11 protein-coding genes are annotated in these 17,892 nt (G+C 42.2%); 4 read left to right on the forward strand and 7 right to left on the reverse strand.

From position 1 onward, the window contains the following. The first annotated feature begins 17 nt into the window (after positions 1-17). Positions 18-1,784 carry an oligopeptide ABC transporter substrate-binding protein gene (locus OZX63_RS06005; RefSeq protein WP_277142370.1) on the forward strand — a complete coding sequence of 589 codons (1,767 nt, stop codon included), beginning with the start codon at positions 18-20 and terminating at the stop codon, positions 1,782-1,784. 81 nt (positions 1,785-1,865) lie between these two features. Here the strand turns inward: OZX63_RS06005 and OZX63_RS06010 are convergent, their stop codons facing one another. Continuing rightward, positions 1,866-2,828 carry a D-2-hydroxyacid dehydrogenase gene (locus OZX63_RS06010; RefSeq protein WP_277142372.1) on the reverse strand — a complete coding sequence of 321 codons (963 nt, stop codon included), beginning with the start codon at positions 2,826-2,828 and terminating at the stop codon, positions 1,866-1,868. A 983-nt stretch (positions 2,829-3,811) separates the two neighbouring features. Here OZX63_RS06010 and OZX63_RS06015 point away from each other — a divergent pair. Both OZX63_RS06015 and OZX63_RS06020 read left to right on the forward strand, forming a co-directional pair. Continuing rightward, entirely contained in the window at positions 3,812-4,180 is a 369-nt protein-coding gene (locus OZX63_RS06015) for an arsenate reductase family protein (RefSeq protein WP_277142374.1), read from the forward strand. A gap of 73 nt (positions 4,181-4,253) precedes the next feature. After that, positions 4,254-6,653, forward strand: a complete 2,400-nt coding sequence (locus tag OZX63_RS06020) for a Xaa-Pro dipeptidyl-peptidase (protein ID WP_277142376.1) — start codon at positions 4,254-4,256, stop codon at positions 6,651-6,653. Positions 6,654-6,697: 44 nt separating this feature from the next. Here the strand turns inward: OZX63_RS06020 and treC are convergent, their stop codons facing one another. Continuing rightward, a complete protein-coding gene (treC, locus tag OZX63_RS06025) occupies positions 6,698-8,365 on the reverse strand; it encodes an alpha,alpha-phosphotrehalase (RefSeq protein ID WP_277142378.1) in 1,668 nt (555 codons plus the stop codon). Between the two features lie 11 nt (positions 8,366-8,376). After that, positions 8,377-9,102 (reverse strand): trehalose operon repressor, encoded by a 726-nt coding sequence (treR, locus tag OZX63_RS06030; protein ID WP_277145105.1) that lies wholly within the window; start codon positions 9,100-9,102, stop codon positions 8,377-8,379. 185 nt (positions 9,103-9,287) lie between these two features. Between treR and OZX63_RS06035 the strand changes: the two genes are divergently transcribed. After that, positions 9,288-11,219: a PTS glucose transporter subunit IIABC gene (locus tag OZX63_RS06035; protein WP_277142379.1), complete on the forward strand. Its 1,932-nt coding sequence runs from the start codon at positions 9,288-9,290 to the stop codon at positions 11,217-11,219. A 106-nt stretch (positions 11,220-11,325) separates the two neighbouring features. On the opposite strand, the gene carB is transcribed toward OZX63_RS06035, so the two are convergent. Genes carB through OZX63_RS06055 form a run of 4 tightly spaced genes read right to left on the reverse strand, consistent with a single transcriptional unit; the run spans position 11,326 to position 17,816 of the window. Further along, positions 11,326-14,508 carry a carbamoyl-phosphate synthase large subunit gene (gene carB, locus OZX63_RS06040; RefSeq protein WP_277142382.1) on the reverse strand — a complete coding sequence of 1,061 codons (3,183 nt, stop codon included), beginning with the start codon at positions 14,506-14,508 and terminating at the stop codon, positions 11,326-11,328. Beyond that, positions 14,501-15,586 (reverse strand): glutamine-hydrolyzing carbamoyl-phosphate synthase small subunit, encoded by a 1,086-nt coding sequence (gene carA, locus OZX63_RS06045; protein ID WP_277142384.1) that lies wholly within the window; start codon positions 15,584-15,586, stop codon positions 14,501-14,503. The genes carB and carA overlap by 8 nt, the downstream gene beginning before the upstream one ends. Continuing rightward, positions 15,583-16,860, reverse strand: coding sequence for a dihydroorotase (locus OZX63_RS06050; RefSeq protein WP_277142386.1), 1,278 nt, complete (start codon positions 16,858-16,860; stop codon positions 15,583-15,585). The genes carA and OZX63_RS06050 overlap by 4 nt, the downstream gene beginning before the upstream one ends. Continuing rightward, on the reverse strand, positions 16,860-17,816 hold the full coding sequence (locus OZX63_RS06055) for an aspartate carbamoyltransferase catalytic subunit (RefSeq protein ID WP_277142388.1): 957 nt from the start codon (positions 17,814-17,816) through the stop codon (positions 16,860-16,862). Before OZX63_RS06055 ends, OZX63_RS06050 begins: the two co-directional genes overlap by 1 nt. Between the last annotated feature and the right edge of the window lie 76 nt (positions 17,817-17,892).

Genomic DNA, 17,892 nt, shown 5'->3' on the forward strand with positions numbered 1-17,892 from the left:
TATAGAGGAGCAAAACTATGCGAAAATTTAAAACATTAAGTTCCCTTGGAATTATAACCACAGCCGCACTCGTTTTGACTGCTTGTGGTAAGAGCAGTGACACCGCAAATGAAAGTAAATCAGTTAGTAAATTACCGGAATCTACCCCAGTTAAAGCCACTAAACAAGGCGGTACTTTGAAGTTAGCATTAGAAACTGACACCCCGTTTTCTGGTATTTTTTCTAATGAATTATCAACCAGTGATATTGATTCCGAGGTTGCCAGCCCCGGTGCAGAAACACTCTTTGATACCGATAATCATTACCGAATTACCGACAAAGGCCCAGCCACTTTAAAACTTAACCGCAAGAATAACACGGTTACGATTACAGTGAAAAAAGGCGTTAAATGGTCGGATGGTAAGCAAGTAACGGCCAAGGACTTGGAATATCCTTACGAAATTATTGCTAATAAGACTTCCAAATCTGAGCGTTATAACAAGAATTTGGAAAACATCTTGGGCTTGAAGGATTATCATGATGGCAAGGCCAGCAGCATTTCTGGGATTGAAATGCCTAATGGCGAGAACGGCCGAACCATTATCATTCATTTCTATGAATTAAAGCCCGGTATGTACAACAGTGGTAACCGCTACTTCTGGGAAACAGCCGAGCCTTACCATTACTTAAAGAATGTTCCGTTTAGCAAATTGGTATCTTCTGACCAAATTAGAAAAAAGCCCCTGTTCTTTGGTCCCTTCAAGGCTGCCAAAGTTACTCGCGGGCAATCAGTTACATGGACGCCTAATAAGTATTATTGGCGTGGTAAACCAAAGTTAAATAAAATCATTCTTCAAGTTGTTACCCCTAATTCAGCAACGCAGGCGATTAAGAGCCACAAGTTCGACGTCGCCGACATTATTCCAACGCAATGGATGCAAGTTAAAGATACCAAGAACGTCAACTTTATTGCGCAAATCCCGCTGGCTTACCATTATATTGGTTTCAAAGTCGGTAAATGGGACGCCAAGCAGAATAAGAACGTCATGAACAAAAACGCCAAAATGAATAACAAAGCGCTGCGGCAAGCCATCGGCTACGCAATGAATGTTGACCAGGTCGATAAGCATTACACTCATGGGATTAAGTTCCGCGTGCCAACGCTAATTCCGGCACAATACGGTGATTATTCGGACCAGACAAATCCGGGCTTTAACTTTAATTTGAAAAAGGCCAACAATATTTTAGATAAGGCGGGCTTCAAGAAAAAGGGCAAGTGGCGCACACAACCAAATGGTAAGCCGCTAACTATCACCTTCGCCGCAATGAGTGGTGATACCAACCAAGAGCCAATTGTTCAAAATTATTTGCAGCAATGGCACAAGATTGGTTTGAATGTTAAGTTGGCTGGTGGTCGCTTGACTGAATTTAATTCATTCTATGATAAAATTCAAAACGATGATCCGACAATTGACATGTATATGGCTGGCTGGGGACTGCCAAGTGAGCCTTCGCCGCAATCGTATTATAGTGAAACTTCAATCTTAAATTACATGCGTTATGTAACTCCTGAAAATAATAAGTTATTACGCGAAATCGATTCTCCTAAAGCATTTAACCACAAATACCGGGTACAAAAATTCCACGAATGGCAAAAGTACATGGCTGCCCAAGCTTGGGCAATTCCAATTGATAATGCCTATACAATTACTGCCGTTAACTCCGACATTACTGGCTATTCAAAAGAGCCAGCACAATCAAACAACAATCACCCACTTTGGTATAAAGTTGGTTTTGTTAAATAGTCATTTTTAAACCAAACTACTCCTTAATTTTGCATGAAAAAAGGTCAACTCTTCAAATCCGAAAAGTTGGCCTTTTGTCTTTTATTCAATAACGTTTAATTTTTCACCGTTTAGATATGCACGCAAGTTGGCAAACACAATTTGTAAAAGTCGGTCGCGTGTCTCCCGTGGAGCCCATGCAATATGTGGCGTAATGTAGCAATTCTTGGCTGTCAGCAACGGACTATCTGCCGGAATCGGTTCAGCTTGAGCAACATCGACACCAGCTGCAGCAACTTGACCATCATTCAAAGCAGCAGCAAGGTCGGCTTCATTGATTAAACCGCCGCGAGCCGTATTAATAATGACAACACCAGGCTTCATTTTTTTAATTGAAGCTGCACAAATCATATCGGTTGTTTCTGGAGTTTGCGGCACGTGCAGCGTGATAATATCCGCTTGCTTGTACAGCTCGTCAAGACTCACCTGCTTAACCCAAGGGCCAGGAACATCTTTAGGACGATGATTATAGAAAATAATGTTCATTCTAAAAGCATGAGCAATCTCAGCAACTCGTTTAGCAATGGCACCAAAGCCGACTAAACCAATCGTCTTGCCTTGCAGTTCAGATAATGGCTTAGCCCAGAAGGTGAAGTCGGGATTGCTCGTCCACTTACCTTCATGAACTAGCTTGTTATGCAAACCAACTTGATTATAAATTTCTAGCAGCAAGGCAAAGGTAAATTGGGCCACGGCATCTGAGCCATAACTTGGGACGTTGGTTACCGTGACACCAGCGTTTTTGGCTGCATCAAGGTCAATCACATTGTAGCCCGTGGCCGTCACGCCAATATATTTCAAGTTTGGCGCTGCATTAATCACATGCTCATTAAGTGGCGTCTTATTGGTTAACACGATTTCAGCGTCACCAATTCGCTTTAAAATTTCGGCATCATCATCAATCGGAGTCCGATCATAAAATTGACAATCGCCAAAATCCTTAAGTGGTGTCCAGTCAAGATCGCCAGGGTTCAAAGCATAACTATCCAAATTTACAATTTTCATGCTGTTTCCTCATTTCTATCCGTAAAGAGTTTTAATCAAGACTATTATAGCAATTAATTAGCCAAATTATTATTCAGTTGCTTGTTTTTAACACAATACTTAAATAGTTAAAATATTGGCGGCACTTTTATTTAAATTCTGCTAAAACTGCTTTGAAATTTAAAATAAGAAAACTTATAATTGTATTTCTTTATATTCATTTTTTAGATATAATATTTATTACAGAACAGCTAAAGCTGGTGGCTATTTCTTTCAAAAGAGGTGGTGCTTATGGTGTATTTACACCTAGCGCAAAATCCTAATGAAAGGAGGTTAGCCCTATACCTTTATGGGTATTGCACTTTTTATCTTGCGTTTAGCAATTATCTTTACAGTGGTAAGCTACTTGTTATCTTCTTTAACGAATGCGACAAAGTCCTTAACTACCTGGATTATTGCTTTAGCAAGATTGTTTCTTGTAATCAAACTATTTTTTACGAGAAACAAAAAGTAATCACTTTAGCTTGGGAGAGCTAGTGATTACTCCATAATTACTACTTGCCACCACTTTAGCTAGTGGCTTCTGTAAGGAGTTCTATCGTAAGTAGAACTCCGTTTCTTTTGTTATTGTAGCACACATATTTTGAGAATAAAACAAAAAGTAATCACTTTAGCTTTGGCGAGTTAATGATTACTTTGTAAACATATTCTTTGCCACCACTTTAGCTAGTGACTTCTGTAAGGAGTTCTATTCCAAGTAGAACTCCTTTTCTCTTGTTATTGTAACATATGTATTTTGATATTAGTATATATTTTTTAGGTATACTATAATCTGTTATTGTCATATTTTTCGCTTGTAGCTATCTATAAAGAATAGCATCTATCGACTTTAAGACATAATATTCTTAATACAAATTCTTTTTTAAAAATAATTGCTAACTCTACAGCCTTTCATCACTTATTGCTATAATTAATTATGATTACTATAAAAAGAAGGTACAAAAATGATTAAGTTTTATGGTTATAAACGTTGTTCAACCTCGCGCAGTGCCGAAAAGTGGCTGCATGAGCATGATGTTGACGTCGACTTTCAAGATTTAGTAGAGCAGCCACCTAAAAAAGAAGACCTAGTTAACTGGATGACCGCCCATCAGGACCGCGGATTGCGTTACTTCTTCAACACTCACGGCATGGACTACCGCAAACTGCACTTAAAGGACCAATTACCAGACATGACAATTGATAAAGCAGCCGAAATGATGTCCAAGAACGGCAAACTAATCAAACGGCCACTTGTTGTTGATGGCGACAAGCTAACCTGCGGCTTCAACGAAGATGTTTACAAAGATACTTGGCTATCAAAGCGAGCTTAATGCTCGTTTTTATTTTGCCTATTTTCTATGCCTGCAATAACCTTTATAATAGGAAATAAAAAAGGAGCACAGTATGAAATACAATCAATATGCATATGTCGAAACCGACTTTAAAACGCAAGTGCAAGAATTACTTAACATTCAATTTTTACCAAAAAATTATCAAGAACTAACTTTTAGCGGGTTACTAGCAGAATTGGTCGAAAACGCGCTGGCGGAGGTTAATCCTACCGCAGATTTTGCAAGACAAGCTAAGCTGAGTGAATTTGCCGTTTCAGAAACACAAACCTTGGCCGACTTTTTAACAGCAAATCCAGAAAGCATCACACTAGATCAATTTTATAACATTGCCTTGCAGCTTTTGGGCTACCACGTTCACTACGATTATCAGCTGGCTGACCCACTCGGCTTTATGACCAAGCAGGCCCTACCGATAGTTTCTAACATTAACAACAAGGATGAGCTAATTCATGCTTTTTACCGGTTGTTAAACACCCGCGCTAAAAACGGTCAACTATTAATTGATGTCATGGCTGGTAAAGGTTACTTTCACGAAAAACTCCTTGGTGACCCTGAGAGTATATTTATCTTATTTAACGGCAAAAGCTTGCCAGTATTTGATACCAGCAATGTTATTCGCGAAGTTGTCTATGTGGAAAGCGACCTCGATACTGATAGCGATGGTCAATCGGACTTATTACAAACGACTATTTTTCGCCCAGTGGAAAGCGAAATGATGAAGGTCCCAGCACTTTATACTGCTAGCCCTTACTTTGGCGGCGTTATTGATAACGTTAAACGCAATCACAGTGTCGATGAGAATTTGAGTGATGCAACTGAATGGACTAATCCGCAATATGAACCTACAGCTCGAGTAAAAGCCAAAAAGTCTGGCTCTGAAAATCATGCGGCAATGGAAGAAGCTGTCGGCAAATCATCTTACACATTTAACGAGTACATGCTTGCCCGCGGCTTCGCCAGTGTCTTTGCCGGCGGCATCGGAACTCGCGGCTCTGACGGCTTGCGCATTACAGGTTCTCCTGAAGAAACCGAAAGTGCCAAGGAAATTATCGAGTGGCTGCACGGCGATCGTATTGCTTATACTGATCGCAATCGAACTCATCAAGTTAAGGCTTCATGGTGCAACGGCAATATCGGCATGACCGGTCGCTCCTACTTGGGCACCCTGCAAATCGCCGTTGCCACAACTGGAGTTAAGGGGCTAAAAACCGTTGTTTCTGAAGCCGCTATCTCCTCATGGTACGACTATTACCGTGAACACGGCTTAGTGATCGCCCCCGAGGCCTGCCAAGGTGAAGACATGGACCTGCTTGCCGAGACCTGTCAGTCTAATCTTTGGGACGCAGGTTCTTATTTGAAGATCAAGCCGAAGTATGATGCCATGCAACAGCGGCTTTTAACTAAAGAAGACCGCACAACAGGACAGTATTCGGACTTTTGGGAAGCACGCAACTATCGCCACCATACAGACAATATTAAATGCTCTTGGATCAGTGTTCACGGGCTCAATGATTGGAATGTTAAGCCGAAGAATGCTTACAAAATTTGGCAAAAAATCAAAAACTTGCCGCTGCCAATTAAGCCGCACTTGTTCCTACATCAAGGGCCGCATTACAACATGAATAACCTGGTTTCAATTGACTTTACCGACCTGATGAACCTCTGGCTTGTTCATGAGTTGCTCGAAGTTGATAATGGTGCTGAAAAGCAGTGGCCAACCGTCATGATTCAAGATAATTTAGAAGCTGACATTTGGCATCAAGAAGCTGATTGGAGTGATGAGTTAGGTCAAGAAATGACTTATTACCCAACTGATGATGGTGAGCTGCAAAAAGATGGCAATGGCAAAAAGCAACTAGCATTTGTTGATGTTGGCGGGCAAAAATTTAAACAAGCCCATATTTCTGAGAGTGACTGGCAATATCAATTTATCTGCGGCAAAGAGCCGTGGGCATCATCAAGCCTGCGCTTTACCACCGATGAATTTATTCATCCCGTGACGATTGTGGGTCGACCCGAAGTTACAGTTCATGTTTCTTCCAGTTTGAACAAGGGTCAACTCTCAGTTGCCCTAGTTGAGTTAGGTGATCGCAAGCGCCTGACAGCCACGCCTAAATTCCTAATGCCTGGCGGACAAGAACTCGGCTATCGCTTTGGCACTGATACCCTGCAAGAGTTCATGCCGGACAAGCTAACCCATGCTAAATTAATTACCAAAGCACACATGAACTTGCAGAATTACGCTGATATGAAAAAGCCTGCTGCGATTGAAGCTGGACAGTTTTATGACCTGACCTTTAAATTGCAGCCAACTTATTATCGGCTTCCTGTCGGCAGTCGCCTGTGCCTAATCATCTATTCCACTGACCAAGGCATGACTAAGCGCCCACTTGAAGAAGCAACTTATACAGTTGATCTGGCAAAGACAGCAATTAAATTTAGTCAAAAATAATCAAAAAATCGTTAGAACTTAATAGTTCCAACGATTTTTTAATTTTAAGCAACAATTTTTATTGCCAGTGCTTCATATGGTCTTAGATGCAAAGAGTGATTAATTTCAACTTCATCTTCTTGATAATTACTAATTAAAACCTGGTAAGTCCGATTGCAGTACTCCTCTGGCACACTGACCACATGCTCTTGACCATAAAAATTATTAAAGACTAATATTTTTGGTGAATCATCATCCAAATAGCGTTCATAGGCCAGCACACTCTGATCAGATTTCAAGAACATTTTAATATGGCCATCTGAAATTAAATCTTCATGCTTACGTAACTTAATCAGCTGTTGATAATAATTGAAGATTTCACCCTTCGTCAGTTCTTTTTTGACATTAATCTGCGCCTGATTTTTCGGCATTAGCCACGGCTTGACCTTACTAAAGCCAGCATATTTTTGATTATCCCAGTGCATTGGCGTACGCGAATTATCGCGAGATTTGGCATGGACAATGGCGAAGGCCTCTTGATCTGACATGCCTTGCTTTTTCAAATTATTAAAGGCATTTTTGCTTTCAATATCAACATAACTATTGATTGAAGAATAATCAGGATCGGTCATTCCGATTTCTTCCCCCATATAAATGTACGGCGTGCCCCGCATCAGATGAATTGCAGTAGCCAGCATCTCGGCAGACTTTGCCCTGTACTTTCCGGGGTCGCCAAATCGGCTCAAGGCCATTGGTTGATCATGATTATTCCAAAACAGAGCATTCCAGCCGCCACCTTGATCCATCTCTTCCTGCCATTGAGTTAACAAACTTTTCAGTTTCATAAAATCAAACGGCATCTTGGTCCACTTTTCACCATTTTTGTAATCAACCTTTAAGTGATGAAAGTTAAACACCATTGATAATTCATGCTCACTAGGCTTGGAATACGCAATCGAATTTTTAATGGTTGTTGAAGACATTTCGCCAACTGTAATGCTATCAGGATCCTTGCCAAAACTGGCCGCATTCATTTCTTTTAAATACTTATGAACTACTGGCGTATCAGTGTAGAGACTCTTTTCTTCTACAGGGTCAGTTGAATCAACTAACTTAGCTGCCTTTCCAGTAACATTGATTACGTCAAACCTGAAGCCCTTTACTCCCTTAGAACGCCAAAAGTTGATTACCTTGTAGACTTCCTGTCTTACTTCAGGATTGTGCCAATCAAGGTCAGCCTGGCTTGGATCATAGAGATGTAAATAATAATAATCGCTATCGCCGAACTTAGCCCAAGCAGGACCGCCGAATTTACTCTGCCAATTGGTCGGCAAACTGCCATCTTTTTTAGCTTTACGTAAATAGAAAAACTTCTGGTACTTTTCATCGCCTGCCAGAGCCTTTTGAAACCAGATATTGCTAGTCGAACAATGATTAAAGACCATGTCCAGCATCACATCAACATTAATTTCTTTTAGCTTAGCAACCAGCTCATCAAAGTCCGCCATCGTGCCAAAGAGCGGGTCGATCTGATAATAATTCGCAATATCATAGCCATTATCGCGCTGCGGCGAAACAAAAAAGGGATTAAACCAGACCATATCAACATTTAACTTTTTGATATAAGGAATTTTTTGAATGATTCCACGAATATCGCCAACACCATCACCATTAGCATCATAGAAAGATTTGGGATAAATCTGATAGATTATCTTTTTACCTAAATTAACCATATAATTTCTCCTTAAAATCTAATTCTTTGTCTGCGCGCAAAATCAACAAATTTAAATTTACTTGGATCATGATAAGACAGTGTCAACTGGAACAAGGTTGCATCACTCAAATAATTATGACTAGCAACCAGTACAGCGGTTTTGTCCTTCAAGCTTAGCTTTCTTTGCAATTCATCGTCGACCTTCTCAACCGTAATTGCCTTGGTCGCATACGAAACTTCCAACCCTTTTTCATTTTCTAGGTAGTTATAAATTGAGGTCTGAGCCGCATCTAGTGGCAACTCGTTAATCGGTGGTGAAAAGAGAAAATCACAATCAAGAATTTCTGCATTGCCATTAATTTTTCGTAATCGCTCAACATAAAACCCAGTTTGTTGCTTTTCATTAGGAAACTTTTTCTTAAAAAGTTCAGGTAAAGTATGCATCTTCTCTAAAGTTAAAACCTCAGTTTGTGCATCCATGCCTAAAGACTTACTTAATTCCGCAAAACTCGAAATACCAGAAATTGGAAAAGAATACTGCTCCAAATTCAAAACAAGAGATCCCTTACCACGTATCTTTTGAATTAAGCCTAACGAATTTAACCCCTGCAATGCCTTACGCACCGTCTCTCTCGAGGTCCCGTATAACTTAGTTAACTCACTTTCGCTTGGTAAAAAAGAATTAGCTTTAAATTGCTCGTGTTTAATTTTGGCTGCAATATCTTGCGCAATAATATCTGATTTCGACTGCATTATGGTTTTCCTTTCACTTAATCAGATTAATTATATCTGCTTATGTACATACAAGTAAATAAACTTTGCGAGTTTTGTTACAAATATTATTAAATATTCTATTGCATCTTGTCTAGACAAGTATGATAATAATCATAAATCATTTATTAATAAATGCAAATTTATTTAGTTAGAAAGAAGGAAAACTAATGGCAATTAACAAAGAAACTGCTCTATTAGCTCCTGCAAACGGAAAAGTTGTCGCTCTCAGCAGCATTGATGATCCTGTTTTTAGCAAAGGAACAATGGGACAGGGATTTGGTTTAATACCAACTGATGGTGAAGTTGTTGCACCAGTTTCCGGAAAGGTTGTGACGGTTGCAGAAACCAAGCATGCAATTGGTTTCAAAACTCCTGATGGCCTTGAAGTGCTGGTTCACATGGGGATTGACACTGTAACGCTTAAGGGCCAGCCATTTACAATTAATATTCAAAATGGTACTGAAGTTAAAGCTGGACAAGTAATTGCCCAAATGGATCTTAAAGCCATTAAAACTGCCAAGTTAGACCCGACAATCATTACAGTTATTACCAATACAAATGATGCAATTGATGGGCTAGATATTACGGAAGGTGACACATCTAGTGGCGCTAAAGTAGCAACAGCTTACCTTAAAAGTGACACTCAACCCGCATCTAATAAAAAGCTATCGTATGATGAACTAGCTACTTTCATTATAAAAAATGTCGGCGGTCCAGAGAATATTAACAACGTCATTCACTGTATTACTCGGTTACGGTTCTATCTTAAAGATGAAGCTCAAGCTAATGATGATGTGCTTAAAAATCAACGCGGCATTCTTGACGTCATGCACGCATCCGGTCAATATCAAGTCGTTATCGGCGATGGCGTTGCCAACCTCTACGATGCCTTAGTCAAGCAGTTACCAGAATTAGATGATTCAGCTGCACCGACAGCTACGCAAAATGATGGTAAAAATCCGTTCTCTCGGGCAATCAATAACCTAATCGGCTTTATTACGGGCTCAATGAGTCCTGTCATTGGAGTTATTGCCGCATCTGGTATTATCAAAGGGATTCTTGCACTGCTAACACTGCCACAACTTGGTTCTCTACTTAACGTTAACAGCGTGCCTTACATTACCATCAGTGCAATGGCCGATTCAGCCTTTTACTTCCTACCAATCTGGGTTGGTTTTAGTGCTGCCAAACGGCTGGGCAGTGATCCGATTATCGCCGCGGTAATCGGTGGTGTGATCACGATGCCGCAATTAGTCACTTGGGGCAAAGCAGGAAAGGTCATGTTCAATCTTGCGGGATTAAACTTCCAATTTTTGAATTATACCTACTCCATCTTCCCGATGATTTTGGCCGCATGGCTAGCTTACAAGTTGGAAAAATGGCTTAAAAAAGTCCTACCAACTTATTTGCAAATGATTTTCGTGCCTTTAATCACTGTCCTAATTGTTGCCACAATTACCTTGGTTATCACCGGTCCAATCATTCAAGGAATTGCCAATGGGATTGCTGTCTTCATTAACTGGTTGGTTTCTGTATCCGGCTGGTTCGGCGGCTTCATTATTGGCGGCTTTTACCAAGTGCTTGTTATCTTTGGCTTCCACTGGGGTGTTGTGCCGCTGGTTGCCCAACAAATTGCAAGTACTGGCCAAAGTGCGATTAACGCAATTATCTGTTCAACCATGATTTCTCAAGGTGCTGCAGTTTTGGCAGTTGCGATTAAATCGAAGAAGGCTGACATCAAGGAATTGGGTTTTGCAGCAATGATTAGTGCCTTCTGTGGTGTTACTGAACCTGCTATTTACGGTATTAACCTTAGATATAAGAAGGTCTTCATCTCTGGTTCAATTGGTGCCGCATTTGGTGGTCTAGTTACCGGATTAATGCACGGGACCATGTTTGGCTTCACTGGTGGATTGATTGGCTTTTCAAGTTTCTTCAATCCGAAAAATCCTGGTGATTTGAGCAGCTTTTACGCATTCTTGCTTGCTAGTGCTGTTGCCATCGTTGTTGCCTTTGTTATCACTTGGTTCTGGGGTTATGACGATAAAATGGTCATGGGCAAAAAAGTTGCTAAGGCAAAACGCCCAGGGACAATTTAATTCGCTAAAAAGTTAACTATTTTTAATAACATAAAACGGTCAAGAATTTCTTTTGAAGAACTTGACCGTTTTTTATTGTTCAAAATTTTACTGGCTGCTTAATTTTTTATTTTAGACTAGTTGTTAAAAATGACCGGTTAGCAAGTGCCGTCAACAATGCGCGTGCCGTATCCAAGCTGGTGATTAGTGGCACATTTTGCTGAATTGCCATCTGCCTGATGATAAAGCCATCGGAGTTTTTTGCTAAGTCGTGCCCCATCGTATTGATTACCAAGTCAATCTTGCCGCTGCGCAATTCGGTTAACAAATTGTTGTCTGCTTGGTCATGAATTTTGCTAAGCAGCGTCACATGAAGATTGTGCTTTTGCAAAAATGCCGCAGTGCCACTGGTTGCAAATATCCGGTAACCAATCTGGACAAACTTTTGTGCTAAAGGCAAAATCGCTTCTTTATCGCGATCCTCAATGGTCAATAACACATTACCGCTGTCTGGAATCCGCATCCCCGCACCAGCAAAGGCTTTGTAAAGAGCTTTTGGAAAGCTTAAATCACTTCCCATTACCTCACCAGTCGACTTCATTTCAGGTCCTAAATAACTGTCAACATCTGCTAGCTTACTGAAAGAAAAGACAGGCGCTTTCACACTGATCAGCTTCGGCTCCGATGCTAAGCCATCGGCGTAACCTTGCTCGCGCAAACTCTGCCCCATAATTACTCGAGTTGCGACCTGAGCCATTTCAATGCCGGTAATTTTACTTAAAAATGGCACTGTGCGACTAGCTCGTGGATTAACTTCAATGATATAAATTTCATTGTTGCGCTCAATCAGCTGCAGGTTCATAATCCCGCGGCAATTTAGCTTTAAAGCCAATTGCTTGGTAATTGTCGCAATTTTTTGCTTAATTTCAGGAGTAAAGGTTTGGGCTGGATAAACAGCCATTGAATCGCCGGAGTGCACACCGGCATGCTCAATATGCTCCATAATGCCGGGAATGAGCACCCGTTCACCATCACAAATAGCATCAACATCGCATTCGCGCCCATCTAAGTAATCATCGACTAGAATTGGGTGGCTGCTGGCAATATCGACATGGTCGCGTAAATAATCTTCTAGTTCGTCTTGGCTGTATACAATTGCCATTGCCTTACCACCAAGAACGTAACTCGGCCGCACCAAAACTGGATAGCCTAGTTTGGTCGCCGCTTGAATAACGCCAGCATGAGTTGTTGCCGTAATTCCCTGCGGCTGCTTCAGATGCAATTCCTTAACCACTTGGTCAAATAATTCACGATCTTCAGCGCGATTTAAGTCCTTGACGCTTGTTCCCAGAACCTTGATACCATGTTCTTCCAGGCCAGCCGCAAGATTAATCGACGTTTGCCCGCCGAATTGAATAATGACGCCAACAGGCTGCTCCAAGTCACAAATGTTAAGCACATCCTCCAGCGTTAGCGGCTCAAAGTATAACTTATCGGAAATCGAAAAGTCGGTTGACACCGTTTCGGGATTCGAATTAACAACAATCGCTTCATAGCCCATCTTTTGCAAGGCCTTAACAGAGTGCACGGTTGCGTAATCGAACTCAACCCCCTGACCGATTCTAATTGGGCCGGAACCGATAACCAGTACCGACTTTTTATGATCAGGTTGACTCTCATTTTCTGCATCATAAGTTGAATAAAAGTATGGCGTTTGCGAAGCAAATTCTGCTGCGCAGGTGTCAACCATTTTATAAACCGGAACAAGCCCCTGCTTTTTACGTAATTGTCTGACCTGCTCGGCTGTTTGCTGCCATAAACTAGCAATTGTTTGGTCACTGAAGCCATATTTCTTTGCCGTTTTAAGCACTGCTAAATCACTTGGATGCGACTTAATCGTCTTTTCCAAATCAACAATGTGGCGCACAATATCCAAAAAGTAGAAATTGATTTTGGTTAATTCGTGAACATCCTGTATCGAATAGCCGCGACGAAAAGCCTCAGCCAGATAAAACAGGCGGTCATCTTGGGCCTTAACCAGCTTTTGTTCCAAATCTTCATCGCTTGTCTTGTGTGCTATTTCTGAATAAAAATCCTTCTGATCAATTTCTAGTGATCGGACAGCTTTTTGAAAGGCTTCTTCAGCCGTGCGCCCAATTGCCATTACTTCACCGGTTGCCTTCATCTGGGTGCTCAACTCGCGATTAGCCTTCGGAAACTTGTCAAACGGCCAACGCGGAATTTTACAGACAACGTAATCAAGGGCTGGCTCAAACTCCGCAAAGGTTGTCCCTGTTACCGGATTTTTAATTTCATCTAAAGTCAAACCAACCGCGATTTTGGCTGCCATTTTGGCAATCGGATAACCCGTGGCCTTCGAAGCCAAAGCCGAAGACCGCGATACCCGCGGATTAACCTCAATCACATCATAATTGAAGCTGTTCGGGTCAAGCGCCAACTGGACGTTGCAGCCACCCTCAATCTTCAATGCTCGAATTAAGCGCAATGAACAATCACGCAGCAGTTGATATTCCTTGTCTGATAGCGTTTGCGATGGTGAAAAGACAATCGAATCACCAGTATGAATGCCAACAGGATCAAAATTTTCCATGCAGCAAACAATCATCGCATTATCGGCGTGATCCCGCATTACTTCAAATTCAATTTCCTTATAACCAGCAATCGAACGCTCTACCAAGCATTCAGTAACCGGTGATAGTTCCAAGCCATTTTTGGCAACCCGGGCAAGTTCATCATGGTCATTGCAAATCCCGCCGCCAGTGCCGCCCATAGTAAAGGCAGGACGCACAATGATTGGGTAGCCAATTTCATCCCCAAAAGCCAATGCTTCTGCGACCGTTTTGACACTTTTTGACGGTGGTACCGGCTCACCCAACTGTTGACACAGCTGCTTAAACTTTTCCCGGTCTTCGGCTTGCTCAATCGACTCTAATTTGGTGCCTAATAGTTCAATCCCTAGTTCTTTTAAAATGCCACTTTTGGCTAAAGCCAAGGCCATGTTTAAACCAACTTGACCGCCCAACGTTGGCAAAATAGCATCGGGATATTCTTGGCGAATAATCCGCGAAACCGCGTCAACGGTCAGCGGCTCAAGATAAACCTTGTCAGCAATTGCGGTATCGGTCATAATCGTTGCCGGATTGGAGTTAACCAGCACAACTTCATAACCTTCTTCACGCAAAGCCAGACACGCTTGAGTCCCCGAATAATCAAACTCCGCTGCTTGCCCAATAATTATCGGGCCAGAGCCGATTACCATAATTTTATGAATATCTTGTCTTTTAGGCATGCTGATTGGCTTCCTTTCCTTGATCAATCATTTGCATAAAGTAATCAAAAATTCCTTGCTGATCATGTGGGCCAGGAGTTGCATCCGGATGAAATTGCACCGAAAATGCTGGGTACTTCTTGTGCCGCAAGCCCTCAATCGTGCCGTCATTAACTTCAACATGGGTCACCATCAGGTCAGTTGCAGCAATCGATTCTGCCTTAACCGCGTAACCGTGATTTTGCGAAGTAAAACCAATGTTTCCCGTAGCGATTTCACGAACCGGATGATTAAATCCGCGGTGGCCAAACTTCATTTTGAATGTTTCGGCACCATTAGCTAGGGCAAAAATCTGGTGTCCCATGCAAATCCCCATCAATGGTAAATGCTGTTCAACTTCCCGCACCATTTTTGCCGCGTCGATCATTTCACTTGGATTACCGGGACCATTAGAAAGCAGTACGCCATCTGGATGCAGACTCAAAATGCGCTCAGCTGTGGTCGTATATGGCACCACAATACAGTTACAATCGCGCTGTGCCAGTTCGCGCAAGATACTATTTTTAATACCAAAATCGACGACGACAATGTTGCGCTTAGAACCAGGAACAGGATAGGAACGGGTTGTCGAAACGCGACCAATTGCTCCTTTGGTTAAATCTTCTTGCTTTAAGTCTTGCGCAATCTGGGCAGCTTCAGCAGTCGAATTGGCAATTTGACCCCGCATCGTCCCGTGCGAGCGCAACTTTTTAACTAACGCCCGTGTATCAATTCCTTGAATACCGGGAATACTTAGCTTTTTAAGAAAATCCGGCAAAGTCGTCTGCATGCGCCAATTATCAGGATGATGAGCAACTTGGTGACAAATCACACCCTTAATGCCGGGCTCAAGTGACTCATAATCTGCTAGGGTAATGCCGTAATTGCCAATCAGTGGGTTAGTAAACACCAAAATCTGGTCGGCATATGACTGGTCAGTGATGGCTTCCTGATAGCCGGTCATTCCCGTGGTGAACACAACTTCACCCTTTGTCTCACTTGCTGCACCGAAGCCTTCACCTTGATAAACACTGCCATCTTCTAAAATTAGATACTTCATTGTTGCTCCTTTGCTTGGTAAACTACTTGGCCGGCAACCATCGTCAACACCGTTGAGCCGTAAACATTATCTCCAGTGAACGGTGTATTAGAACTTTTTGAGAAATAATTCTGCGTCTGCAGTCTTGTCTTCGCTTGCAAGTCAAAAATGGCAAGGTCCGCTGGTTCACCAATTGCAATTTTGCCTGCATGTTGCAAGCCGAAAACCATCGCCGGCTTAATTGTTAGCCAAGCTAATAATTGCGTCAAACTACAATAACCAGTTTTTACCAGCTGCGTGTATAACTCACTAAAAGCTGTTTCACTTCCGGTGATTCCAAAGGCGGATTTGGCAAAGCCGCCCGCCTTATTCTCCCGCGTATGTGGCGCATGATCAGTGGCAATCATATCGATTGTCCCATCAAGAAGCCCCGCAATTAACGCTTGGCGATCTTCCTCTGTTCTCAGTGGCGGATTCATTTTAAAATTGCTGTCATTCTGGTCAATATCATCTTCTGTTAAGAGCAGGTGATGCGGCGCTGCCTCACACGTAACGTGCACGCCGCGCTTTTTGGCAATTCTGATTAAATCAACACTAGTTTTAGTTGAAACATGACAAACGTGATAATGCACGCCTGTTTTTGCAGCCAGCAACAAATCGCGGGCAATCTGCGTGGTTTCCGCAAGTTCAGTAATTGGCCGTAAAGCAAATTCCGTTGCTCTTGAGCCAGCGTTAATCACACCCGAATTAAAAAGTGTATCGTCTTGCGCGTGCTCGGCGATAATTAGCTGGTTATCTTTTGCCTGCCGCATTGCGCGGAGCATCGTTTGCGCATTCTGGACGCCTTTGCCATCATTACTTAAAGCAATTGCGCCCGCACTTTTAAGTCCAGCGTAATCAGGTAATGCCTCGCCAACTTCGTCAACCGTAATTGGCCCGTATTGTAAAACATGGACGACGCCATTTTGTTGGTTATTCGCCACCATCTTTTGCATTAAAGCTGGCGTATTAGGAACCGGCGTTACGTTAGGCATTGCTGCGGTAGTTGTAAAACCGCCACGCGCTGCTGCCAGCGTTCCCGTATGCACGTCTTCTTTTGCAGTCTGTCCGGGGTCACGATAATGCACATGCATGTCGACCAAGCCGGGACTGACCAATTTTCCCGCGGCATCGATGACGTGCTCGGCATTCAAATTCTGACCAATGGCACTAATGCAGCCATTTTCAATTAATAAATCACACGGCGTAATTGTGCCGCCAAAGTAAACCTGACCATTTTTAATGACTGTTGCCATTATTCTAGCCCTCCTAACTGACGGCCGCGCATTACGGCTTCAATCATTGCCATACGCATAAAGACACCGTTTTGCATTTGGCGAACAAACATACTCTTGGGGGCCTCAACCAATTTACCAGCCAATTCCACATCGTGATTAATTGGACCTGGATGCATGATAATCGCATCCTTTTTCAATTCTTGATAGCGACGCTCATTAATACCAAATTGCTCGTGATACTTCACCGCATCAAACTTGCTTTCATTTGGGTCGCCCGCATGGCGCTCATGCTGCACCCGCAATAGCATCATCACGTCAACCTGACTAACCAAATCGTCAAGCGCCGCAAACTGACCATACTTGTCAAATTGCTTGTCGTACCAATATTCCGGACCAGAAAAGTAAACTTGCGCGCCAAGTCTTGTTAACAATTCCATATCACTTTTGGCGACGCGCGAATTAGTAATATCACCAACGATTGCTACTTTTAAATTTTTAAAATGGCCAAAATGCTCATGAATTGTCATCATATCAAGCAGGCATTGTGATGGGTGCTGACCACTGCCGTCACCGGCGTTAATGACACCAATTTGCAAGTGCTGGTCATCCTGTGGGTGAATTAGTTTGTCGTAATATTCATTTTCTGAATGGCGGATAACCTCAAGATCTATCCCCAAAGCAGCCATAATCAGCGAGGTATCGTACAGCGTCTCGCCCTTTTTAACCGAGCTATGAGCAGGGTCAAAGGGAATGACAGTCAGGCCCAACTTACGTTCAGCCATTTCAAAGCTAGTATGGGTTCTGCTCGAATTTTCAAAAAACATGTTGGTCACATAAACTGGCTGGGTTAATTCTGGCCTAGCACCGCCACGCTTAAAATACTCGGCACGGTCAATTAACGCCTGCACTTCGTCTGTTTTTAAATTTTCAACGCTAACAAAATGCGGCAAACTAACAAAATTTTTACTTTTCATGGTCTAAACCCTTTCTTTAAGATACAAAAAACCTGAAGCATTTACTTGCTCCAGGTTAATCAAAAGGGATTTTTGG

The organism is Lactobacillus sp. ESL0700 (assembly GCF_029392095.1).
GTDB lineage: Bacteria > Bacillota > Bacilli > Lactobacillales > Lactobacillaceae > Lactobacillus.